Below are 21,387 nucleotides of genomic sequence, written 5' to 3'. Positions count from 1 at the left end.
TTACAACGCTATACTACTCTTATGTCAAACCGAAATGCCAAAAACAGAAAAGCGAACCTTCGGGTTTTTATTACCATTTTGCTGGTAACTGCGACTATTTCGGTAATGATTAAACTCAACAGAAACTTTACGTTTTCGGTTACCATTCCGCTTCGGTTCGAAAATCTATCAGAAGATCTTATTTTAAAGTCTACTTCTGCAAAGAATGTAAAAGTGACCGGCAAGGCCAGCGGTTATGATTATTTTAAATACCGTTTTTTTTCGCAGGATTTCCCCATTGATCTTTCGGCATTATCCCGTAAAAAGGACCGTTACTTTTATGTTTTCAATAATGAAAACGATGCGTTAAAAGGCAGTTTGAGCGGTAGCACGATCACTGCGTTTAAGCCGGATACGGTTTTCTTTGATTTAGACCGAAATTTTGAAAAACGCGTACCCATAGAAATTAGGGAAGAGATCACTTTTGCAGCAGGTTACGGGAGTATGGAAGGATTAGTTTTAGACCCTGATAGTGTTTTGGTGCGCGGTCCTAAGACCGAACTGGATACCATCGCCCGGGTGGTTACACAGATTAAACTGGATGAGATCAGGGCAAATCAGGAAGGGAATTTACCGGTGAGTCTTTTTAAAAAAATTCCATTGGTCGAGTTGATTCCCAATCAGGTAGCCTACAGGTTAGAAGTCGATAAATTTACAGAAGGTTCGGTAACTGTACCGCTTCAACTTATAAATGTGCCTGCCGGGATCTCGGCAAAAGTATTTCCTAAGCGCATCAACGTTATTTTTAATGTAAACCTTTCCAATTACGAACAGGTAAAATCTTCAGATTTTAGAATTGTGGTCGATTTTAAGGAAACAGACAGCGTGTCTACCTCATTAACTCCTCAGATTGCTCAGGCGCCGGATTTTGTGCGTGATATCCGTCTGAGTGAAAGTACAGTTCAATACCTGCTTATCAAATGAAAATAGTAGGTGTAACGGGAGGTATAGGCAGTGGTAAAACGACGATCGCGCGTTATTTTCAAGAGCGGTTTGGGATCCCGGTATATTATGCTGATGCAGAAGCAAAAGCATTGATGCATACTCCACAACTAAAGAAAAAAATAATCCAACTCCTGGGAGAGCAGGCCTATAAAGGCGATACACTCGACAGGGGATTTGTCGCCTCACGTGTTTTTAAAGACACCGATTTGCTTAATGCTTTAAACGCGATAGTACACCCGGCTGTAGGCAGGCACTTTAGATCTTGGGTTCAGGAGCAAGAGGCTCCTTATGTTTTAAAAGAAGCTGCCATTCTTTTTGAAAATGGAAATGCTGCAGATTGTGATGCTGTTATTTTGGTCACAGCTCCCGAAGATTTACGTATTGCCCGGGTGGTAGAACGGGATGGTACTTCTGCCGAAGCGGTAAAAGAAAGAATGAGTAAGCAGTGGAGTGATGATCGAAAGATTCCGCTTGCAGATTTTGTGATTGAGAACATAGCGCTTCAGGATAGCAGGAAGCAGGCCGAAATTATTCATTACAAACTACTGGGAGGCCGCATAAATACATAGGTTGTTCTTGTTAACATTTGGTTAAACCACCAAAGCCTTAAATGTTAAAATTATACATTTGGGCCTATGAATAAAAATCTATTTGTCTTGTTGGTTGTGCTTATGAGCCTGTCGCTCATAGGTATCATTTTCGTTCAGGGCTACTGGATTTCAAACAGCATCGAAGCCAAGCGCGGTCAGTTTGCTTTTAACGCCAAACAGGTTTTGAAAGAAGTTTCCCGCGAAATTCAAATCAAAGAAGTAAATACCTGGTATAATCCTATTTTACGCATACGTGATAGCCTGGGTGTTCCCGATGATATTAGTTTGTATGATTTGGTTTATAAAACAGAAGACAGTCTTACAAACGAATCTCAGATTTTTAGAAACAGCATTGTAGAGCAAAATTACAAGCTCAGTGCACCGGTGCTGGATTATGAAGTAGACAGCATACGCTTTAAGCGCTATTTGCAGCGACAATACACGCAGATTATTGATAAAAACGACATCGATAAAACCGATGTTAATCGTACGACTATTCTAAACAGAATGTCAGATTTAAGTGATATTGAGCGTTTTAATATCGAGCAGGCAGTGATGTACATCACACGGAAGATACCCATACACAAAAGGGTTTCTGAAGAAGAGATTACGCGTTTGTTGACGATGGAACTCGCAGAACGGGATATGGATACGCGTTTTGCATTTGCCATCTACAGCAATAATCTGGTTACCAATGTACGCTCAGATGATTTTGATATCGAATCTCCCGAGCAGAATTTTAGTGTACCCCTCTTTTCAGACAGTGAAGGCAACAGTGATTACCAGTTGGTAGCTAATTTTCCCGGGGAGAAAAAGTATGTGGTGTCATCGGTAGTAGGAATGGGAGGATTGAGTATACTTTTTACCTTAATTATTGTTATTGCCTACAGCAGTGCCTTACAGCAGTTGGTAAAGCAGCGCCAGATCTCACAGATCAAGACTGATTTTATCAACAATATGACGCACGAGTTTAAGACACCTATCGCCACGATAAATCTTGCGCTCGATGCGATACGCAATCCTAAAATATCGGGCAACCCAGAAATGCTTAACCGGTATATGGGTATGATTCGTGAGGAGAATAAGCGTATGCACGCACAGGTTGAGAATGTATTGCGTATTTCGAAACTGGAGAAAAATGAACTTGATATCAAAAAAGAGCGTGTTAAACTACACGATCTTATTGAAGATGCGGTAACACACATCGAATTATTGGTTGAAGACCGCGAGGGCTATGTAAAACAGCATTTAGGAGCTGTTAAATCATCGGTACTTGCAAATGAGTCACACTTCACCAATGTATTGGTTAACATTCTGGATAATGCAGTAAAATACTCGTCAGAGCCTCCTAAGATCGATATCTATACCGAAAATCTGAAGAATTTTATTCTGATTAAGATAAAAGATCAGGGAGACGGGATGAGCAAGCAGGTTCAGAAGAAAATATTTGACAAATTTTATCGCGAACACACCGGCGATATTCACAACGTAAAAGGTCATGGTCTTGGTCTTTCGTATGCAAAACGTATTGTAGAGGACCACGCAGGTCAAATCTGGGTACAGAGCGAGAAAGGAAAGGGCAGCACCTTTATAATTAAATTACCACTAATATCTTAAACACATGGAAACAGAAAACAAAAAAATCTTACTCGTAGAAGATGATCCAAATTTTGGAACAGTCCTTAAAGACTATCTTTCTATGAACGATTACGACGTCACGCACGCAAAAAACGGAATGGAAGGCTTTGAGAAATTTAAGAAAGACGATTTTGATCTTTGCATTCTTGACGTAATGATGCCTTATAAAGATGGCTTTACTTTAGCTAAAGAAATACGGGAGAAGAACGAAGATGTGCCTATTATTTTCTTAACCGCAAAAGCGATGAAAGAAGATGTACTTAAAGGCTATAAGGTAGGTGCAGATGATTATTTGAACAAGCCTTTTGATAGTGAGGTTTTGTTGATGAAAATCAAAGCAATTATGATGCGCAAAGCGACAGATTCTGTTGCAGACAGCAAACAGTTTGAGTTTCAGATAGGTAATTTCTTCCTGAATTCAAAATTGCGTTTCCTTACCTATAAAGATGAGGAACCTAATAAACTTTCTCCAAAGGAAAACGAACTGCTGCGCCTTTTGGCCCTGCACGAAAATGATTTGATGCCCAGAGAGCTTGCTCTTACTAAGATCTGGCGTGATGACAACTACTTTACTTCCAGAAGTATGGATGTGTATATCGCCAAATTACGTAAGTATCTGAAGCGTGATGATTCTGTAGAAATACTTAACATTCACGGTGAAGGTTTCCGCCTTGTGGTTAAAAATGAAGAAGAAAAGAAATAGTGGTAAAAGAAAAAGTGTCTCTGCTACAGAGACACTTTTTTTTCTATTGCCCTGGTAATTTCTTCAACAGGAGTTGTGTACTCAAACCAAAGTATAGAGTCATCCCTGCGATACCAGGTTAGTTGCCGTTTGGCAAACCGGCGTGTATTTTTTTTGATTTCCGCAATTGAGGTTTCTAAATCACAATCACCGTCAAAGTAGGTAAATAACTCCCGGTAACCTACAGTCTGTAAGGCATTGAGATGCTTTTTAGGATATAGGGCTCTGGCTTCTTCAACCAGGCCATTTGCAATCATAAGATCTACACGTTTATTAATGCGGTCGTAGATGATTTTTCGCTCTGCCGTGAGTCCGATTTTAAGCGTTTGAAAGGGGCGTTTAACCCGCTTTTTTGCGGTAAATGAGGAATAGGGTTTTCCTGTACCTATACTTATTTCAAGAGCTCTTATAAGTCTTTGTGGATTGTTGACATCCATATTGTCAAACTGATATGGGTCCAGCATTTTTAACTCATTCTGCAAGCTTTCTATTCCTTCTGTTCGAAGCCTTGATTTTAAAAGTGTTCTGACCTTTTCGTCAACATCAGGAAATGAATCCAGGCCATTTACAACAGCATCAACATACAATCCGGAGCCACCAACCATAACCGCATAAGTGTTGTTCCTGAAAAGTTCATCCAGTTTAGCAAGGGCTTCCTTTTCAAATAATCCTACATTGTATTCTTCAGAAATTGATATGTGCTGAATAAAATGATGCGTGGCGGCATTCAATTCTTCAGGAGATGGTACTGCCGTACCTATATTCATTTCTTTAAAAAATTGTCTGGAATCTGCCGAAAGTATTTCGGTATTAAATTTTCTGGCAAGCTTTATTCCTAAAGCGGTTTTACCAATTCCCGTGGGGCCTACTACGGCGAGTAAGATTTTAGTCATAATGCAGAATGTTTCCGCAGTTGTGACAATATTTGGCCTGATCCTGATGCTTACGGGCGCCGCAGTTGTGGCAAACCTGTGTGTTTAAGTGCAGTTTTTTTGAATCGGGTTCAGGATTTTCTCCTTTAGCCATTTCTGCACTCACAATACCTGTAGGTACCGCAATGATTCCATAACCCATAATCATGATTACGGTTGCTATAAATTGGCCCAAAGCCGTCACTGGGGCGATATCCCCAAACCCTACCGTCGTTAGCGTTACAATACACCAATATACACTTACCGGTATACTTTTAAAACCATGTTCCGGACCTTCTACGATGTACATCAGTGTACCCGCGATTACTGAAAGAATCATTACGGCAAAGAGGAATACCAAAATTTTTGGTCTGCTGTCTTTAAGGGCTTTGGCCAGTTTGTTTCCTTCACCAATATAACGGGTGACTTTTAAAATTCTAAAAACCCGTAGCAAGCGCAATGCCCGAATGGTCAGCAAGGCATTAGTACCCACAATAAAGAAAGATAAATAAAGCGGAATGGTAGAAATAAAATCGATGAGGCCGTAAAAGCTAAAAATGTATGCCGAAGGTTTTCTTATCGAAATAACCCGCAAAATATATTCGATGCTGAAGAAAATGGTAATGATCCATTCTCCAATGTAAAAGTATTTTCCATATTCAATCTGGAGATTGGAAACACTTTCAAGCATTACCAAAACAACACTCAGGAAAATGAGAATGAGCAATACGACATCAAAAGCTTTTCCTGCAGGTGTGTCGGCTTCATAAATAATTTCATGAAGTTTGGAGCGCCAGGTATGTTTTGCAGATTCAATCAACTTAAAATGGGATTAGTCCGGGTTATTCAATTCCTGAAGCTCAATAATCTTAATGACCTTACGGTTGCGCAGATAGCTTTGAATGATATGTCTGGCGTCCTGAGAATCTTTCATAGCGGTTATGATGCGTTCCAGAATATCAAGATTGGTAATCTGATGATTGAGGTTGTAATAGCCCAGTCCTCTAAAGCTACCGTTTTCGATTAAAATAGCACTCCGTTCATCCCGTGAGGGCCCGCGGTCAATTATGATCTGGTTTTTACCTACTAACGTGTGTGCATTTATAAAGTGCTGAACTTTTGCATTATAAACTTCCGGAGAATCTGTACAGCTAGAATTCTCATCTACATCTTTTAAACCTATTTTGTCTGGAGACAGCTCATATTGCTCAGCCATACGCCCCAGATACGCCAGACCCGAAGGTATAGTCGAGAAGGTCGTGATACAGGCTTTGGTGCGGTCAGCTTTTTCAACCCGTAAATTGAGATAACCCTGTTCATCGTAAAAGCTGGCCAGCTGGGCTTTAAACTTAGCACGCCTTGCACCTCTGTTGTGGTGAGGCTTTATCTTTTTAACCTCTTCATGTTCTTTGAGTAAAGCAACGAGTTCGCTTCCCGTCTCATCGTAACTCAGGGCTTCCACCTCGTTCTGAATGCGTTTTGATTTCTGATTATCGCTCGTAAAATGTTGATTGACCTGCTTTTTCATATTTCGGCTTTTACCGATATAAATTACGCGGCCATTGGCATTATGCATATAATAGACTCCGGTCTGGCTGGGTATTTCTTCAATTAAGTCCCGCAATTTGGTGTCAAGCTGTTTTTTGGGATTGAGTTTTACAGACTCCTGAATGATTTTTTTCTGGGTGTCTTTGGCCAGCAGGATTTTAAAAAGTTTTACAGTCGCCAGAGCGTCTCCATTTGCACGATGCCGGTCTGTGACCGGAATTCCAAGGTTACGGGCCAGTTTTCCGAGGCTGTAGCTTTGTTGGTCGGGCAAGAGCTCCTGAGCAAGTTCTACCGTGCAAAGACTTTTACGCTGATAATCATAACCCAAACGATCAAACTCGAGCTGAAGGATGCGATAATCAAACTGTGCGTTATGCGCCACGATGATACAGTCTGTAGTGATCTCAATAACCCTTTTGGCAACTTCATAAAACTTGGGGGCATTGCGCAGCATCTGGTTATTGATCCCGGTAAGGCCCACTACAAAAGCCTGAATGGGGCGTTCGGGATTTACCAGGCTAATAAACTGATCTACGATCTCGTGCCCGTCAAATTTATAGATAGCAATCTCGGTAATGCCTTCTTCATTGTATTTGCCTCCTGTGGTTTCGAGATCGAGTATTGCGTACATAAACAGCTTTAAATCCTACTTTTTACAGCTTAATCGTAATTGCGGGCTCCAAAAATGGAGCTACCTATTCGTATCATAGTGCTTCCGTGCTCTAATGCCAGGCGATAATCACCGCTCATTCCCATAGAAAGCACACTGAAGCCCCGGGATTCTTTAAAGGTATTGTAAATTTTTTCAAGTTGTGAAAACTCACGCTTTATTTGAGCCTCATCATCTACAAAAGAAGCCATACCCATTAGACCTACAACGCGTACATTAGGGTATTTATTCAGTTGATCTCCGGATAAAAGTTTTTTTGCCTCTTCAGGATCCATCCCAAATTTACTGTCTTCTTCGGCAATTTTTACCTGAAGCAGGACGTCGATAACGCGGTCGTTTTTTTCGGCCTCCTTATTTACCTCCTTAAAAAGTTTAAGCCGGTCTGCACTATGAATAAGACTTACATAAGGTGCCATATACTTGACTTTATTCGTTTGTACATGACCTATTATGTGCCAGTGAATGTCCTTGGGGAGCACTTCCCATTTATCGGTCATTTCCTGGATCTTATTTTCGCCAAAAATACGCTGCCCGGTATCATAAGCTTCCTGCAAATCTGCTACAGGTTTAGTTTTTGAAACGGCAACCAGATCAACATAATCGGGAATTGCTTTTTTAAATGCACTGAGATTTTCAGTAATTGAGGCCATAGGTATGAATAACTATTTTAGAGAAAGCTGTACAAAGTTAAGCAATATGCCAAGTCTAAACAGGACGTTATCGGCTAAATTGGGATGAAACCTGTTCCGCTTTGCGGCTTTCGCTGTAATCGTAGAAACCTTCTCCCGATTTTACGCCTAACTTTCCGGCACGTACCATATTAACCAAAAGCGGGCAGGGGGCATATTTTGGGTTTTTAAAGCCTTCATACATGACCTCTAGTATGGCATGACATACATCAAGCCCAATAAAATCGGCCAGTTGCAGCGGTCCCATAGGATGAGCCATACCCAGTTTCATAACAGTATCAATCTCCTTAACTCCGGCAACACCATTATAAAGCGTTTCAATAGCCTCATTGAGCATAGGCATTAAAATACGGTTAGCCACAAAGCCCGGGTAATCATTAACCGGAACGGGTGTTTTGCCCAATTGCTCCGATAATTTGATTATATGATTGAGGGTGGTTTTTGAGGTAGAATAGCCGCTTATGATCTCGACCAGTTTCATTACAGGAACCGGATTCATAAAATGCATCCCAATAACCTGATCGGCGCGTTTGGTAACGGCAGCAATCTGAGTTATGGAGATCGATGAAGTATTGGTTGCCAAGATGGTTGATGGTTTACAGAACGCGTCGAGCTTTTTGAAAATATCCAGTTTAATAGTAAGATTTTCACTGGCCGCTTCAACAACCAAATCAGCTTCCGAAACACCCTCCTTTAAATCAGTTACCGGTTTGATATTGAGAAGGGTTTCATTTTTTTGTGCATCGGTAAGGATTTCTTTAGCAACCTGTCTATCCAGATTTTTGGTGATGGTTTCAATTCCTTTTTTTAGCGCGGCATCCGCAATGTCTATAAGATTTACTTTAAATCCATTTTGGGCGAAAGTATGAGCAATTCCATTACCCATGGTTCCGGCACCTATTACAGCAATATTTTTCATAAAAATGGTTATAGAGAATATCTCAGATTATTGAAATATTCTGGTTTTAGGTATATGTAGTTTAGTAAAAATCGACTTAAATCGAATTCAATTTGGGTAAATTTACGAATTTTTCAAGGCTCCAGGCTTCCGGTTTTTCTGCAAACAAGACTTTTGTATGAGACCAGGTCTTTTTAAAAAAATCAGAATTGCGATAATTCTCCAGAGCCTCTGCATTTTGCCAATGGCTGTGTGTAAAAAACATATTGGGATTAGAAGTGTCTCTTAACAATGCAAGATGTTCACAGCCTTCAGTAGATTGAATGATTTGTTGAGCAGCTGCGAAAAGTTTAATAAAGGCTTCAACATTTTCAGATTTGAAAGTCAACTTTACAATGCGAATAATCATACTATTCAAAATTTACACTTACCGTGTCTCGGTAGTCCAGACCAAATAGGGTAGAGGCACTGCCCACTGTGCTGGGATTGCTTTTGTAAATCGCAAGTTCAAGGTATCCGGAAGAATTGAACAAGGCGATTTTTTTTCCATCCTCTTCGCGCTTGGTTTTCTCAAGATCAAAGTTAATCGCATCGCTGTAATGCTGATGGATCTGTTTAAAATGAGCGCGTTTAGCCTGAATGATAAAGGAGCGTCCTTTACCCACATCTTCAAACAGGCGGCGCGTGATGTTTGTAATTACATTTCCGTAGTTATCAACATAGATCACGTTACCGATGATTTGTTTTTGTTCGCTGCTAATAACAGGCATAATACCGGTTATAGCCTTAATTTCCTGAATGGGTTTGCCAATAACCCCAAGTTTCCCGCCCCGTGCTATATGACAGGCAACCTGTACAAAAACATCAAGCTCTGTAAAATTGGTTTTTATACGGTCGTGGATATTGATTTCAACCAGCTCTTCGGGCATTATGGTGCGCGTAATCATAGACATAATCCCGTTGTTTGCACACACAAAATAATGCCCGTCTAGCTTGACCGCAATGTGCTTGTTTTCAGGATTTCGCTCAGAGTCAATACCTATTATATGAATGGTTCCTTTTGGGAAATTGCGATAGGCATTTTGAATGATGTAAGCTGCTTCGGTAATATGAAAAGGAGACACATTATGCGAGATATCAACAAGTGTCACCTCAGGCATTTCGCTATAAATTGCGCCCTTAACTGCACCTGCAAAATGATCTTTCAGGCCAAAATCAGTAGTCAGGGTTATGATGGGCATAGGTGGTTTTGTTGATATTTTTAAGGGGGATAGTAACTAAATTTGGTTACATTTGTTATGCACAAAACTAAAGATAATTAACTAGTTTTTTATAAAAATCCTTCCGCTTTTGAACGAACTTATCATCGAACTTTCAGAGATCACGCCCCGTGAATTTTTTGGTCAAAACAATGCCAATATTGAACTTCTTAAGAAGTATTTTCCCAAGTTAAAACTGGTTGCCCGTGGTAATACCATTAAGGCCTATGGTGATGAAGACCTCCTTGAGGAATTTGATAAACGCATCACGATGCTTTTAGAGCAGTTTGCCAAATACAATAAGTTAGATGAAAACAGTATCGAGCGTGTACTTACCAGTGAAAGTCGTGAAGATTACGAGACTTCGGCGGCCAGCGGTGAGATTTTAGTGCACGGGGTAGGTGGAAAAATCATAAAGGCGCAAACTGCTAATCAGCGTAAACTTGTTGATATCGCACGCAAGAATGATATGGTCTTTGCCGTGGGTCCTGCAGGAACGGGTAAAACATATACCGGTGTTGCTTTGGCAGTAAAGGCTTTAAAAGAAAAGCAGGTTAAACGTATAATTTTGACCAGACCGGCTGTTGAAGCAGGGGAAAATCTGGGTTTTTTACCTGGAGATCTTAAAGAAAAACTGGATCCGTATATGCAGCCTTTGTATGATGCATTGCGCGATATGATACCTCATGAAAAGCTGGAAAGCTTCATAGAAAAAGGGGTAATCCAGATCGCTCCGATGGCGTTTATGCGCGGCCGCACCCTTGATAATGCCTTTGTAATTCTTGATGAAGCGCAAAATACAACCCATGCTCAAATGAAAATGTTTTTAACCCGTATGGGTAAAAACGCCAAATTTATGATCACCGGAGATCCCGGACAGATAGACCTTCCGAGACGCGTGATTAGTGGACTCAAAGAGGCCCTTTTAGTATTGAAAGATGTTAAGGGAGTGGGTATGATTTATCTGGATGATAAAGATGTGATCCGTCACAGGCTCGTAAAAGAAGTTATCGCGGCCTACAAAGCGATCGAAAACAGAGATTAAAACGCAATTTTTTTAGCAATGTCAAATAAAACCATAACCCGGACACAGTTCAATTTTCCGGGTCAGACTAATTTTTATAAAGGTAAGGTTCGTGAAGTCTACAGCCTGAAGAATGATTTGTTGATAATGATCGCAACAGACCGCTTAAGCGCGTTTGATGTGGTGATGCCCAAAGGAATTCCTTATAAGGGACAAATATTGAATCAAATTGCGACTAAAATGATGCGGGATACCGAAGATTTGGTACCCAACTGGCTTTTGGCTACTCCTGATCCTAATGTCGCAGTAGGTAAAAAATGCGAACCCTTTAAAGTCGAAATGGTTATAAGAGGTTATATGAGTGGTCATGCTGCCCGCGAATACAAAGCCGGAAAGCGTATGCTTTGCGGAGTGCCTTTACCTGAAGGTTTAAAAGAAAACGATAAGTTTCCCCAGCCTATAATTACTCCTGCAACCAAAGCAGAAATGGGCGATCACGATGAGGATATTTCAAAAGAAAATATCATCAAGAGAGGTATCGTTTCAGGTGAAGATTATGCTGTGCTTGAGGATTATACCCATAAACTTTTTAAAAGAGGGTCTGAAATAGCAGCCAGTCGCGGCCTTATACTTGTTGATACCAAATATGAGTTTGGTAAAACAGCAGATGGGACTATAGTTTTAATAGACGAAATTCATACTCCCGATTCTTCTCGCTATTTTTATGCGGAAGGCTATGAGGAGCGTCAAAGTAGAAATGAACCCCAAAAGCAATTGTCAAAAGAATTTGTAAGGCAATGGCTCATAAGTAATGGTTTTCAGGGGCTTGAAGGGCAGAAACTACCTGAAATGACTGATGAATACATTGAGACGGTATCAGAGCGGTATATTGAGCTCTATGAAAATATCACCGGTGAAAAATTTGTCAAGGCAGATTTGACCAATATCGAAAAACGGATAGAAGATCATGTCTTAGATTATCTGAATTCTTAATAGTAAAATCATAAACCGAAAATAATCTTTTCGGTTTTTTTGTGCGATGGAAAAACTCAATACCTTTTTTGAAAAGGCTTCCGGCTTTGTATGGGGCTTGCCTTTGCTGATTTTACTCATCGGTGGGGGAATCTTTTTATTGATCTATTCGAGATTTGTTCCTTTTAAATATTTTGGACACGCGATTCAGGTTTTGCGGGGCAAATATGACAATGCCGATGATGAGGGTGAAATCACCCATTTTCAGGCTTTGATGACTGCTTTATCTTCAACAGTAGGTATGGGTAACATCGCCGGAGTCGCCGTGGCAATTGCTGCAGGAGGTCCGGGCGCTGTATTCTGGATGTGGGTGAGCGGGATCGTGGGTATGAGTACCAAGTTTTTTACCTGCAGTCTCGCCATTTTATACCGGGGAAAGGATGACAGCGGTAAAATACAGGGCGGACCAATGTATTTTATTGTCGAGGGCCTGGGTAAAAGCTGGAAGTTTTTAGCCGTTTTTTTCAGTCTTGCGGGTTTAATTGGGGCTCTGCCTGTATTTAATGTAAACCAACTTACTCAGGCCGTTAATGATATTTTATTAATTCCAAATGGCATTCAAAAAGGTTTTTTTAATGATCTGGTCATTGGCGTAATCTTAGCAATGGTAACGGGTATAGTGATTCTTGGAGGGCTTGATCGTATCAGTAAAACCGCTTCGAGACTGGTTCCGGCGATGGTGGGCTTGTATTTTATTGCGGTCCTTTTTATCCTCTTTGTACATCTCGATGTAGTGCCGTATTACTTTAAATTGATCTTCACCGATGCTTTTGCGGCAGATAATTACAGGGGCGATCCTTTATTTGGAGGTGTTTTAGGAGCACTTATAGTTTTAGGAATACGCAGAGGGGCTTTTTCTAATGAAGCGGGAATTGGTACAGCGCCTATGGCTCACGGGGCAACCCGAACAAATGAACCTATACGGGAGGGGCTTGTGGCAATGATGGGACCTTTTATAGATACTATAATTGTTTGTACACTTACGGCAATGTGTATTCTGGTTACTGGAGTATGGCAAACTTCAGAGGCAAATGGCGTAAGCCTTACTGCAAAAGCCTTTAGCGACAGCATGCCCGATTTTGGAACCTATATTCTTCTTGTTTGTATCGCGATCTTCAGTATTAGTTCTTTATTTAGTTACTCCTATTATGGTACAAAATGCCTTTCTTTTTTAATAGGAACCAAGTACAGTCATCTCTACAATTATTTCTATATCGCAAGTATTTTGCTGGGAGCTACTACTTCTTTAAGTCTTATGATCAATGTGATAGATACCTTTTTTGCCTTAATGGCTATACCTACAATGTTTACTACCTTGATTTTAGCGCCTAAGGTTATGAGGAAGGCGAGGATTTATTTTCAGAATTTGAAAATAAATAAAGCTTAAGTCAAGCACTATAGTTTGAAATAAAAAGGATCTGTTATTGGTGTACAGATCCTTTTTATTTTTTACAATGACAACAAATTTAGCTTTGTTGAGAAGCTTGCATTTCTTCAGCCTGTCGCATGGCGTCTTCCCAGATTGTTTCCCAACCTATAGTCGAAATTTTATAAATAGTATAGATTAAGTATAAAATATTGATGATCAAAATAATAAACGCAATTGTTTTTGCTGTATTCATTGCTTTTACATTTTGGAGGTCATAATTTTCCGGATAAATCTTGGCCTCTTTGAGTTTGGTATGTGCAATATAAAAGGCGATACCGGCAAGAATGAACCCTGAACCACCAAAACAGCAGCATAATAGTGCGAGAATCGCTAATACATAAACTAATGTGGTATTGAGTCTTTGTTGTTCCATTTTTAGTGGGTTAGTTTGATTATATAGCTCGTAATAATTGTAATTACAGACAAGATAGCTAAAAACGAGATAATTTTACCGGAATGTTTAATATCGAAAAAAAAATTAGCCCCAATTGCAAGAGCTAATGTGATAAGAGGAAATACTGCAGGATATAGAAAAAAAGCCTCAGCAAAATGGCCCTGTATAAGGGCCATTAAAGATCGTTGCATTCCACATCCCATACACTCAAACCCGAAGAATTTCTTGTTTAGGCAGGGTAGCATGTACTCTTCCAAAATCGAATTATTTTTTGTTAAAAACAGATACTTTTTTGCTGTACTCAACATTGTCTCGTGTTACTACACGTACAACATAAATTCCATCACTCCAGGTATTTGATGGAATAGTTACTTTATTACTGGTACCTTCATTTATTTTTGATACTAGTAATTTACCGGTAATATCATAAACACTTATATCCTTTAATTCAGTTTCAAGAGGGTTAAGAATAGTAAGTTCTGCACGACCGTTATTTTGATAAACAGCGAATGATTCTTTTACCTCTTCAGCTAAATCCAGGTTTTCTTTATTGCCGTCTTTGAAAGTTATTTCAAATCGGTCGGTATAAGTGCCTTTGGGTAATTCAAATTCATATTTTGAATTTAATATATCGTGATATTCGTTGGATTGTTTGTCGTGCAGATATATACTTTCGTCAGGAGTGAAATTGAGATGAGTAATATTAAATTCGTAGAAATTGGTTTCTTTATCTCCTACAATTTTCAAAGGCAATACAGCATCTATGTCGTATGGAAAATAATTGATAATAATTGGTCTTTCTGTACTTTCAAGATCCCACGATATGTCCGCTTTAAGACCTGAAATATTATAACCATCCATAGCCAGATCAACATCCATTGTTGAACCATCATACATCACTGCAGTAATAGACCTATTATAAGTTTTATTTACAAAGGAGTTAAGGTGGAATTTTGGAAGAGTAACATAGCCTTTATCATCAAAAGATTGTCCGCCAGCTCTTAAAGTTTCAGTAAGATTTGGATTTTTGAGATTTGATTTGCCCTTGCTTTGATAATCCTTAAATTGTGATAGGTTAGCAATTCCTTCGGGAACAAAAACTCTAAACTCATTTTTAGCTGTTACCACAGAATTTGCGGGTATTCCCGTTTTTCCCTCAACAAAAAAACCTTGACCAATGGGAGCAATATGTCGCATTAAAGTTTCACCATCTGTATTGCCATCTGGATCTCCATTTGCATCTTTATCTCTTGGCCCAATAACATTACCATCATTATCATATAAAAGAAAAACCGCTGGAGAATATGAGCCAGCACTATTGCAAGGTCCTGGAGTAAAAGTTCCATAGCCACCCTGATAATCTATCAAATAATGGGATTTCACATTAGGGTCTGATTCCCAAAAAAAGGCATTTCCGGTTATAGAATTGTTTATAGGTTTTCTGCCAGAATTAGGAGATGTGCCTACACAATTTGCTAACTCTAGCTCATTGCCGGAATTCGAGAGTAAATAAAAACTCAAATTCATTGCAGATGGATAGGGGTTTCCGACCAAGGTTAAACCTCCGGCAACCACAGGAACATTTATTGTACCATTGTTAGGCCTTCCTCTAAAATCTAAAAGCTGTCCGGTTGGATTACTGCCATTACCTACGCCTTTCATTGTATAACCTTCACCTGGATTTAAAGATGATCCATTTAATTGTGTCCAGCCTGAGTAGGATGCATTTTTAGCTACAAATTTCCATAACCAATATGAAGATAATTTTATTGCTCCTCCCTCAATCCTGCTGTCAAAAGAACGGATGAAATCTATTGCGTTTGATTGTATTTCATCGGTATTAGCACTAACGGGTTGATATATACCCCCACCGTTATCATTACTTTGATAAAATCTCTTATTTCCCCTATTTGTTTCAGAGTTAATAAGATTTTCTGTGTTTATTGGGTCTCCAACTGGAGATGCCCAGTAATGATAATCCCATTGATTCATTGAATTTTGTTGAAAAACAGATATCACACCAGTCCCACTATTTATGGCTGTTTCAGGATCAGCAGGAGCGCTATTATCTAGCCCTTGTATTAATTGTCCATCTCCTCTAAGATAGAGATTTCCTTCTTCTGTAGTGGCAGCACCTTCCAATTGTATATTCTGTTTGACGTAAATAACTTCATTATTGTCGTATACGTACGAAGTTGCAGTTGCGTTACCAATATATAATTGCCCCATTGCAAAAGCTGGTAACATCAAAAGAATGATTTTGGAGTAAAATTTTCCCATAATGAAATATTTTTGTAAAGATAATCAAAATGAAATATAAAATAATCTTTTAAAAGATGATTACGTGTTTTTCATCGAATATTTAAAAAAATATGGCTCCAAATTTAAAGATAGGACAACGGGTTAGCTTAATTGATGAAGCAATTTCCGGAACAATACTCCAAATAGATGGCGAACAGTTTTATATTCAGACTGATGACGATTTTGAAATTTGTGTAAAAAGGAGTGAAGTTGTTCCTGATAAGGCTCTGGAAGTAGATCTTGATGCTGATTTTGCTGATCATTTGCAACAGAAAAGTGTAGACTTAAAAAGACAGAAAAAGCCTACAAATAAAATAAAAGGAATACTTCCACCTATGGAAGTAGATTTACACATACATCAGCTCACCGCAAATGAACGCGGTATGTCGGCTCACGATAAGTTAAACTTACAACTCAACACAGCGCAATCAAGACTGGAGTTTGCAATTGCTAAGCGTATACAGCGGGTGGTGTTTATACACGGAGTAGGTGAGGGCGTGCTAAAGGCTGAACTCGAATATCTTTTTTCAAGATATGAGCAGGTCAAATATTACGATGCAGATTACCAAAAGTATGGGTTAGGAGCTACCGAGATTTACATTTACCAAAATTCAGTCGGCTAGCGTTCGGGGGTTTCAGTGATTGTTTGGTCTGGAGCCTCTAAGTCTCCAAAGAATAAGGACTCCTGTCTGATAGTCTCTGATCCCGAGTTATTCACAAAAACCAGATTTTCCAGACTTATGGTGAGGGTAATATTTTCCAATACATAGGTATGCTGGCGGTATTCTTCTATATTATAATCTATTGCCACGTTTGGATTGAGATAGTCGGGGCCAATAGATTCATCCGTTTGAGTATTTAAAGGATTCAGTGGTCCATTTTCCGGGTTTGCTTCATTAATAGTTAAAACCCCATCGTTGTCATCATCAGGATCCATAAAATCAGGCAACTCATCACCATCTGTATTAAGAGATTCTTCCATATTAATAGAGCCGTCATCATTCAAAACAACTCCTTCCCGGCTCGTAGGCACATTGTCCCCATCATCATCAAAATCGTAAGTATTGGGTATACCGTCCCCGTCAAGATCGATACTGTCGTTTAAAGTCTCTTCAAACTCAGCCGCGATACCGTCATTGTCGTTAAAATCTCCCCGAGTTACAATGCTTAAATCACCTTCAGCGCTTGTGTATTCCTCTGAAACTGTGGGTCTGGCCGGCGGAATGTCCGCACAAAAATAGTCTGAATCTACAACATCGTTGAACAATCGATAGGAAACAAATGAGGAGCTGCTTTGCCCTAAATCAATATTAACCTCGCTTTGTTCTTCCAGTATCGGAATATCTGTAGTAAATCTGAATGCTAAAGCCTCAAAGGTTTCCGGATTTATTTTGTAGAAAATATAATTAGTTGAAGCGGTCTCATTGTTGTCAACAGTTGAGCAATAGTTTACCGGTAAATCGGTAAAGTCAAATGAAGTAACAATTAAGTCACCATCATCACAGGAAACCATACCAATTAGCAACAAGAATACCAGTCCAATTTTTTTCATATCTCAATAGATCTTTAGCGCAAAAATACTCGAATTGGTTTTTACAGGGCGTTCCGTTATCTAATAATTTTATTCTGGCTATTTTTGCACCCTCTAAATAAGTCTTATGAATCAGGTGTATTTTGATAATGCAGCAACTACTGCATTACGCCCCGAAGTTATAGATCGCATGGTTGAAGTAATGCGGGAGGTACCCGGCAATCCCTCGTCAACCCACGCTGTAGGCCGAAAAGCCAAAAGCATCATTGAGCAGGCGCGTAAAACAATTGCCAATTATCTACACGTCTCTCCGGCAGAAATCATATTCACTTCGGGAGGCACCGAAGCAGACAATCTCATCATTAACAGCGCGATACGTGATCTGGACGTCAAGCACATCATCACCAGTCCCATCGAGCATCATGCTGTACTACACACGGTAGAACATCTGGAAGAACGCTTTCAGGTTATGGTTTCTATGGTACGTATTAAGGAATGTGGCAGCGTCGATTTGGATCATCTCGAAGAATTGCTTCAGTCCTCAGATACCAAAACATTGATAAGCCTGATGCACATCAATAACGAAATAGGAAATTTGCTTGATCTGGAGCAGGTGAGCAATCTGGCCAGGACTTACAACGCCTTATTTCACAGTGACATGGTTCAGTCTGTGGGGCATTTCGATTTAAATCTGAGCGAAATTAAGGTTGATTTTATTGCCGCAGCAGCTCATAAGTTTCACGGGCCAAAAGGAGTTGGTTTTGCCTTTCTGCGAAAAAACTCCAAAATAAAATCGCTGATTTTTGGCGGTGGACAGGAGCGTGGAAGCCGCGCAGGCACCGAGGCGGTGCATAACATTGCCGGAATGGAAACCGCTTTGATAAAAGCTCAGGAAAATCTGACGGAAGAGCGCAAAAAAATTGAAGAAATCAAATGGTATTTTAAAGAACAACTCGAAAAAAATATTCCCGGAGTAAGTTTTAATGGGAACTGTCACGATGGGAGTCTGAGTACCTATACGTTACTTAATGTTTGCCTGCCGGTACCGCCCGAAAAATCATTGATGCTGCTTTTTCAATTGGATCTTAAAGGAATTGCCTGTTCTAAGGGAAGTGCGTGTCAGAGCGGTAGCGATCAGGGAAGCCATGTACTTAATGCTTTTCTTCCTCAGGATAAGTTAGATAGGCCTTCTATTCGCTTTTCTTTTTCTCACGAGAATACAAAAGAGGAAGTTGATTATGTCGTGCAAAGCCTTCAGGATTTCTTGAAGTAAGAGTTTCAGTTTTTTAAAATTTTGCGCTAACGCGAAAGTTAAACACCCGGGGTGTAAGATAATTGGGTACTGCATATTGCTGCTGTGTCGCTGCATCACGTACAAAGGTGTTGGTTATGCTGTTTTGCCGGTCAAACACATTAAAAATCTCAAGGCCTGCACTCAGTTCTTTAAAAAGACTGTTTTTTTGGTTTTTACCGGAAGAATTAATAATCACATACGAAAATCCGATATCAGATCTGAAATAGAATGGTAATCGGGTTTGATACAAATAAGGATCGGTATAACTGGGCGATCCTCCCGGAAGTCCGGTTTGAAAAACGGTATTCAAATACAACTTCATATCAGGAATTGTAGGTACATAATCCTGAAACAAAATTCCCAGTTTTAAGCGTTGGTCTGTTGGACGTGGGATGTAACCACGGTCATTAATAGATTCTTCGGTTTTAAGAATGCCTAAACTCACCCAGCTTTCGGTTCCGGGAACAAATTCTCCTGAGAGTCTTAAATCAAGACCATAAGCATAAGCTTTTGCACCGTTATCGGCCCTATAACGTATCCTTACATTTTCAAGCGTATACGCATTCACATCGGTAAGATTTTTATAATACAGTTCAGAATTTAGGGTAAATGGTCTTCCCCAAAGATCAAAACTCCAATCATTTCCCGCGACCAGGTGCAGACTTTTTTGCGCCTTAACGTCAGGAACGACACGTCCCTGAAAATCCCGTAATTCCCGATAAAAAGGAGGCTGCTGGTAGAGACCTGCCGAAAATCGAAAAAGCATATCGGTATCCCAATTTGGCTTGAGACTTACTTGCCCACGCGGACTCACAATAACCTGTGTGCTTTGCGGCTGATTGAGACTGTTTACAGTCCATAATTGCCCGCGTAAGCCCAGATTATACCAAAGTTTAGCGTCTTTTAAACTCAGTCTTTTACTGTACTGTGCATATGCTGAAATGCGGTTGATGTCAACCTCATTTTGAGCGCGAACGGCTGTAAAAGGTTCTAATGGAGCATCAAAAGGTTCGTAAGGTTGCTGATTGCTGAAACCTTCTAGCGGTGGTCTTACCGAAAATCCTGCCGAGTCAATAATTTCATATTCCTGCAATCGATCCCGAATAGATTCGTGGCTCCATTTTAATCCCCATTCAAGAAGGTTATTATCTTTTTGGTATTGTCCGCGATGTTGCAGGTTTACGATGAGTGCATCCAGTTTATTGCGGGCGTGTGTAAGTTGCGAGCCTATGTCTTCTGTAAAATCGACACTGCCGGCTGAATCACTTCCTATATCTGTATTCGGGACACCCAAAGCATACCGTGCCAGAATATCATAATATTCCTGTTCCTGAGTATGGTATGCCGAAGCTATAAGTTTGAGATTGAGATTTTCATTGGGCTTATAACTTCCGGAGAGTGCACCCAGAGCGGTGGAATAACGATCCTCTTCCTGACCTTCGTAATTTACGACAAGAGCAATAGGATTTGCTAAGGTCCCAAAATTAGTCTGACGCGTAAGCGGCTCGTAATTGTAGCGGTTACTACTCAGGTTTCCTAAAAAATCCAACTGAAATTTAGAGTTGAAGGTATAGGTTAAATAGGTTTGGAAATCGGTAAAGCGAGGTTTGTAATTGGTTTCGGTTTGTTTGGCATTTACCAAAAGCGAATTATCCCGATACCGGGCACCTGCCAGAGCTGTAAACTTTTTATTTTTTGAAAGTCCTTCCGCAGAAACCGAAACGCCTAAAAGACTTAAATCTGCTGTCGCCGCAAAATCAACAGGTCTGCGATAGGTAATGTCTAAAACGGAAGAAAGTTTATCCCCGTATTTGGCCTGAAACCCACCTGCACTAAAATCAATATCACGTACCAAATCTGCATTCACAATGCTAAAACCTTCCTGTTGTCCCGAGCGTATGAGAAAAGGGCGGTAGACTTCAATGTCGTTTATGTAGATTAAGTTTTCATCATAATTGCCACCGCGCACAGCATATTGCGTGCTGAGCTCATTGTTAGAACTCACACCGGGGAGCGTTTGCAGCAGGTTTTCAACTCCGGGGTTGGCTCCGGGGATTTTCCTTACCGTTTCGGGGTCGAGACTTGTGATGCCTTCAATCTGATCTCTGTTGTCTCCCGAAATAATCACTGTTGATATTTGTTCAACAGCTACTTTGAGCACCGGATTGAATTCAAAAATTTCACCTTCCTTAAGCCGGAATTGCTGCCTTACCGGCATAAAGCCGATGTGCGTAAACAGTACTTCAACAACTGTATTTGCGGGAATCTTTAGGGTGTAAAAGCCGGTTTCTGTACTTGTAGTTCCTCTTCCAACAGTGCTGATGTTGGTTTGTTCTAAGGGCTTTTCATTTTCCCCAAATACAATTCCGGTTAGCGTGGCTTCCTGTGCACGTATAGTCTGTGTTGCCAGAATCAGAATACCGGTAAGAAGATATACGAGACGCTTCAATACG

The 21,387-nt window shown here is 40.1% G+C and carries 21 protein-coding genes; 9 read left to right on the top strand and 12 right to left on the bottom strand.

Translation table 11 applies throughout. The features are described from left to right. The first annotated feature begins 21 nt into the window (after positions 1-21). From ACSSS3_RS18615 to ACSSS3_RS18600, 4 genes are all read left to right on the top strand, one after another. Positions 22-963: a CdaR family protein gene (locus tag ACSSS3_RS18615; RefSeq protein ID WP_442845905.1), complete on the top strand. Its 942-nt coding sequence runs from the start codon at positions 22-24 to the stop codon at positions 961-963. Further along, positions 960-1,553 (top strand): dephospho-CoA kinase, encoded by a 594-nt coding sequence (gene coaE / locus ACSSS3_RS18610; protein ID WP_442845904.1) that lies wholly within the window; start codon positions 960-962, stop codon positions 1,551-1,553. Before ACSSS3_RS18615 ends, coaE begins: the two co-directional genes overlap by 4 nt. Before the next feature lie 66 nt (positions 1,554-1,619). After that, on the top strand, positions 1,620-3,191 hold the full coding sequence (locus ACSSS3_RS18605) for a sensor histidine kinase (protein WP_442845903.1): 1,572 nt from the start codon (positions 1,620-1,622) through the stop codon (positions 3,189-3,191). Between the two features lie 4 nt (positions 3,192-3,195). After that, positions 3,196-3,915 (top strand): response regulator transcription factor, encoded by a 720-nt coding sequence (locus tag ACSSS3_RS18600; protein WP_099646622.1) that lies wholly within the window; start codon positions 3,196-3,198, stop codon positions 3,913-3,915. A gap of 23 nt (positions 3,916-3,938) precedes the next feature. Here ACSSS3_RS18600 and miaA read toward each other — a convergent pair whose 3' ends face one another. The 7 genes from miaA to ACSSS3_RS18565 form a co-directional block, all read right to left on the bottom strand. After that, a complete protein-coding gene (miaA, locus tag ACSSS3_RS18595) occupies positions 3,939-4,847 on the bottom strand; it encodes a tRNA (adenosine(37)-N6)-dimethylallyltransferase MiaA (protein WP_442845902.1) in 909 nt (302 codons plus the stop codon). Next, complete coding sequence (locus ACSSS3_RS18590) at positions 4,840-5,685, bottom strand: ion transporter (protein WP_442845901.1); 846 nt, start codon at positions 5,683-5,685, stop codon at positions 4,840-4,842. The genes miaA and ACSSS3_RS18590 overlap by 8 nt, the downstream gene beginning before the upstream one ends. Positions 5,686-5,697: 12 nt before the next feature. After that, entirely contained in the window at positions 5,698-7,044 is a 1,347-nt protein-coding gene (locus tag ACSSS3_RS18585) for an exonuclease domain-containing protein (RefSeq protein WP_442845900.1), read from the bottom strand. A 29-nt stretch (positions 7,045-7,073) separates the two neighbouring features. Continuing rightward, on the bottom strand, positions 7,074-7,733 hold the full coding sequence (locus ACSSS3_RS18580; RefSeq protein WP_442845899.1) for a YggS family pyridoxal phosphate-dependent enzyme: 660 nt from the start codon (positions 7,731-7,733) through the stop codon (positions 7,074-7,076). Between the two features lie 67 nt (positions 7,734-7,800). After that, the gene (locus ACSSS3_RS18575) at positions 7,801-8,691 is read right to left on the bottom strand and encodes a 3-hydroxyacyl-CoA dehydrogenase family protein (RefSeq protein ID WP_442845898.1); all 891 of its coding nucleotides are present in this window, start codon (positions 8,689-8,691) and stop codon (positions 7,801-7,803) included. A gap of 76 nt (positions 8,692-8,767) precedes the next feature. Next, positions 8,768-9,079, bottom strand: coding sequence for a putative quinol monooxygenase (locus ACSSS3_RS18570; protein WP_228229441.1), 312 nt, complete (start codon positions 9,077-9,079; stop codon positions 8,768-8,770). Between the two features lies 1 nt (position 9,080). Continuing rightward, a complete protein-coding gene (locus ACSSS3_RS18565) occupies positions 9,081-9,911 on the bottom strand; it encodes an SAM hydrolase/SAM-dependent halogenase family protein (protein WP_442845897.1) in 831 nt (276 codons plus the stop codon). Positions 9,912-10,020: 109 nt separating this feature from the next. On the opposite strand from ACSSS3_RS18565, the gene ACSSS3_RS18560 reads away from it, so the two are divergent. Genes ACSSS3_RS18560 through ACSSS3_RS18550 form a run of 3 tightly spaced genes read left to right on the top strand, consistent with a single transcriptional unit; the run spans position 10,021 to position 13,372 of the window. Next, positions 10,021-10,974, top strand: a complete 954-nt coding sequence (locus tag ACSSS3_RS18560; RefSeq protein ID WP_228229439.1) for a PhoH family protein — start codon at positions 10,021-10,023, stop codon at positions 10,972-10,974. A gap of 18 nt (positions 10,975-10,992) precedes the next feature. Further along, positions 10,993-11,946 carry a phosphoribosylaminoimidazolesuccinocarboxamide synthase gene (locus ACSSS3_RS18555; protein ID WP_442845896.1) on the top strand — a complete coding sequence of 318 codons (954 nt, stop codon included), beginning with the start codon at positions 10,993-10,995 and terminating at the stop codon, positions 11,944-11,946. A gap of 46 nt (positions 11,947-11,992) precedes the next feature. Beyond that, the gene (locus ACSSS3_RS18550) at positions 11,993-13,372 is read left to right on the top strand and encodes an alanine/glycine:cation symporter family protein (protein ID WP_442845895.1); all 1,380 of its coding nucleotides are present in this window, start codon (positions 11,993-11,995) and stop codon (positions 13,370-13,372) included. A gap of 79 nt (positions 13,373-13,451) precedes the next feature. Here ACSSS3_RS18550 and ACSSS3_RS18545 read toward each other — a convergent pair whose 3' ends face one another. The 3 genes from ACSSS3_RS18545 to ACSSS3_RS18535 are packed head-to-tail and all read right to left on the bottom strand — an operon-like array spanning position 13,452 to position 16,088. Further along, on the bottom strand, positions 13,452-13,787 hold the full coding sequence (locus tag ACSSS3_RS18545; protein ID WP_442845894.1) for a CCC motif membrane protein: 336 nt from the start codon (positions 13,785-13,787) through the stop codon (positions 13,452-13,454). A 2-nt stretch (positions 13,788-13,789) separates the two neighbouring features. After that, a complete protein-coding gene (locus ACSSS3_RS18540; protein ID WP_350355199.1) occupies positions 13,790-14,053 on the bottom strand; it encodes a DUF2752 domain-containing protein in 264 nt (87 codons plus the stop codon). A gap of 19 nt (positions 14,054-14,072) precedes the next feature. Then, positions 14,073-16,088 (bottom strand): T9SS type A sorting domain-containing protein, encoded by a 2,016-nt coding sequence (locus tag ACSSS3_RS18535; protein ID WP_442845893.1) that lies wholly within the window; start codon positions 16,086-16,088, stop codon positions 14,073-14,075. Positions 16,089-16,180: 92 nt separating this feature from the next. On the opposite strand from ACSSS3_RS18535, the gene ACSSS3_RS18530 reads away from it, so the two are divergent. Continuing rightward, the gene (locus ACSSS3_RS18530; protein ID WP_442845892.1) at positions 16,181-16,732 is read left to right on the top strand and encodes a Smr/MutS family protein; all 552 of its coding nucleotides are present in this window, start codon (positions 16,181-16,183) and stop codon (positions 16,730-16,732) included. On the opposite strand, the gene ACSSS3_RS18525 is transcribed toward ACSSS3_RS18530, so the two are convergent. Continuing rightward, entirely contained in the window at positions 16,729-17,661 is a 933-nt protein-coding gene (locus ACSSS3_RS18525; protein ID WP_442845891.1) for a hypothetical protein, read from the bottom strand. The genes ACSSS3_RS18530 and ACSSS3_RS18525 overlap by 4 nt on opposite strands. Before the next feature lie 106 nt (positions 17,662-17,767). On the opposite strand from ACSSS3_RS18525, the gene ACSSS3_RS18520 reads away from it, so the two are divergent. Then, the gene (locus tag ACSSS3_RS18520; protein ID WP_442845890.1) at positions 17,768-18,913 is read left to right on the top strand and encodes a cysteine desulfurase family protein; all 1,146 of its coding nucleotides are present in this window, start codon (positions 17,768-17,770) and stop codon (positions 18,911-18,913) included. Positions 18,914-18,926: 13 nt separating this feature from the next. On the opposite strand, the gene ACSSS3_RS18515 is transcribed toward ACSSS3_RS18520, so the two are convergent. Continuing rightward, a complete protein-coding gene (locus tag ACSSS3_RS18515) occupies positions 18,927-21,383 on the bottom strand; it encodes a TonB-dependent receptor (RefSeq protein WP_442845889.1) in 2,457 nt (818 codons plus the stop codon). Between the last annotated feature and the right edge of the window lie 4 nt (positions 21,384-21,387).

It is taken from the genome of Leeuwenhoekiella sp. H156, from assembly GCF_052218455.1.
In the GTDB taxonomy this organism is placed as follows: Bacteria; Bacteroidota; Bacteroidia; order Flavobacteriales; family Flavobacteriaceae; genus Leeuwenhoekiella; species Leeuwenhoekiella parthenopeia.
Note: the sequence above shows the minus strand (reverse complement) of the source record. Positions and strands in the feature narration are given on the sequence as shown.

What these genes read in the sequence shown, in the direction of transcription:
- ACSSS3_RS18615 (WP_442845905.1), top strand. Translation starts at nt 22, where the DNA reads ATGTCAAACCGAAATGCCAAAAACAGAAAAGCGAACCTTCGGGTTTTT.
- coaE (WP_442845904.1), top strand. Translation starts at nt 960, where the DNA reads ATGAAAATAGTAGGTGTAACGGGAGGTATAGGCAGTGGTAAAACGACG.
- ACSSS3_RS18605 (WP_442845903.1), top strand. Translation starts at nt 1,620, where the DNA reads ATGAATAAAAATCTATTTGTCTTGTTGGTTGTGCTTATGAGCCTGTCG.
- ACSSS3_RS18600 (WP_099646622.1), top strand. Translation starts at nt 3,196, where the DNA reads ATGGAAACAGAAAACAAAAAAATCTTACTCGTAGAAGATGATCCAAAT.
- miaA (WP_442845902.1), bottom strand. Translation starts at nt 4,847, where the DNA reads ATGACTAAAATCTTACTCGCCGTAGTAGGCCCCACGGGAATTGGTAAA.
- ACSSS3_RS18585 (WP_442845900.1), bottom strand. Translation starts at nt 7,044, where the DNA reads ATGTACGCAATACTCGATCTCGAAACCACAGGAGGCAAATACAATGAA.
- ACSSS3_RS18580 (WP_442845899.1), bottom strand. Translation starts at nt 7,733, where the DNA reads ATGGCCTCAATTACTGAAAATCTCAGTGCATTTAAAAAAGCAATTCCC.
- ACSSS3_RS18575 (WP_442845898.1), bottom strand. Translation starts at nt 8,691, where the DNA reads ATGAAAAATATTGCTGTAATAGGTGCCGGAACCATGGGTAATGGAATT.
- ACSSS3_RS18570 (WP_228229441.1), bottom strand. Translation starts at nt 9,079, where the DNA reads ATGATTATTCGCATTGTAAAGTTGACTTTCAAATCTGAAAATGTTGAA.
- ACSSS3_RS18565 (WP_442845897.1), bottom strand. Translation starts at nt 9,911, where the DNA reads ATGCCCATCATAACCCTGACTACTGATTTTGGCCTGAAAGATCATTTT.
- ACSSS3_RS18555 (WP_442845896.1), top strand. Translation starts at nt 10,993, where the DNA reads ATGTCAAATAAAACCATAACCCGGACACAGTTCAATTTTCCGGGTCAG.
- ACSSS3_RS18550 (WP_442845895.1), top strand. Translation starts at nt 11,993, where the DNA reads ATGGAAAAACTCAATACCTTTTTTGAAAAGGCTTCCGGCTTTGTATGG.
- ACSSS3_RS18545 (WP_442845894.1), bottom strand. Translation starts at nt 13,787, where the DNA reads ATGGAACAACAAAGACTCAATACCACATTAGTTTATGTATTAGCGATT.
- ACSSS3_RS18540 (WP_350355199.1), bottom strand. Translation starts at nt 14,053, where the DNA reads ATGCTACCCTGCCTAAACAAGAAATTCTTCGGGTTTGAGTGTATGGGA.
- ACSSS3_RS18535 (WP_442845893.1), bottom strand. Translation starts at nt 16,088, where the DNA reads ATGGGAAAATTTTACTCCAAAATCATTCTTTTGATGTTACCAGCTTTT.
- ACSSS3_RS18530 (WP_442845892.1), top strand. Translation starts at nt 16,181, where the DNA reads ATGGCTCCAAATTTAAAGATAGGACAACGGGTTAGCTTAATTGATGAA.
- ACSSS3_RS18525 (WP_442845891.1), bottom strand. Translation starts at nt 17,661, where the DNA reads ATGAAAAAAATTGGACTGGTATTCTTGTTGCTAATTGGTATGGTTTCC.
- ACSSS3_RS18520 (WP_442845890.1), top strand. Translation starts at nt 17,768, where the DNA reads ATGAATCAGGTGTATTTTGATAATGCAGCAACTACTGCATTACGCCCC.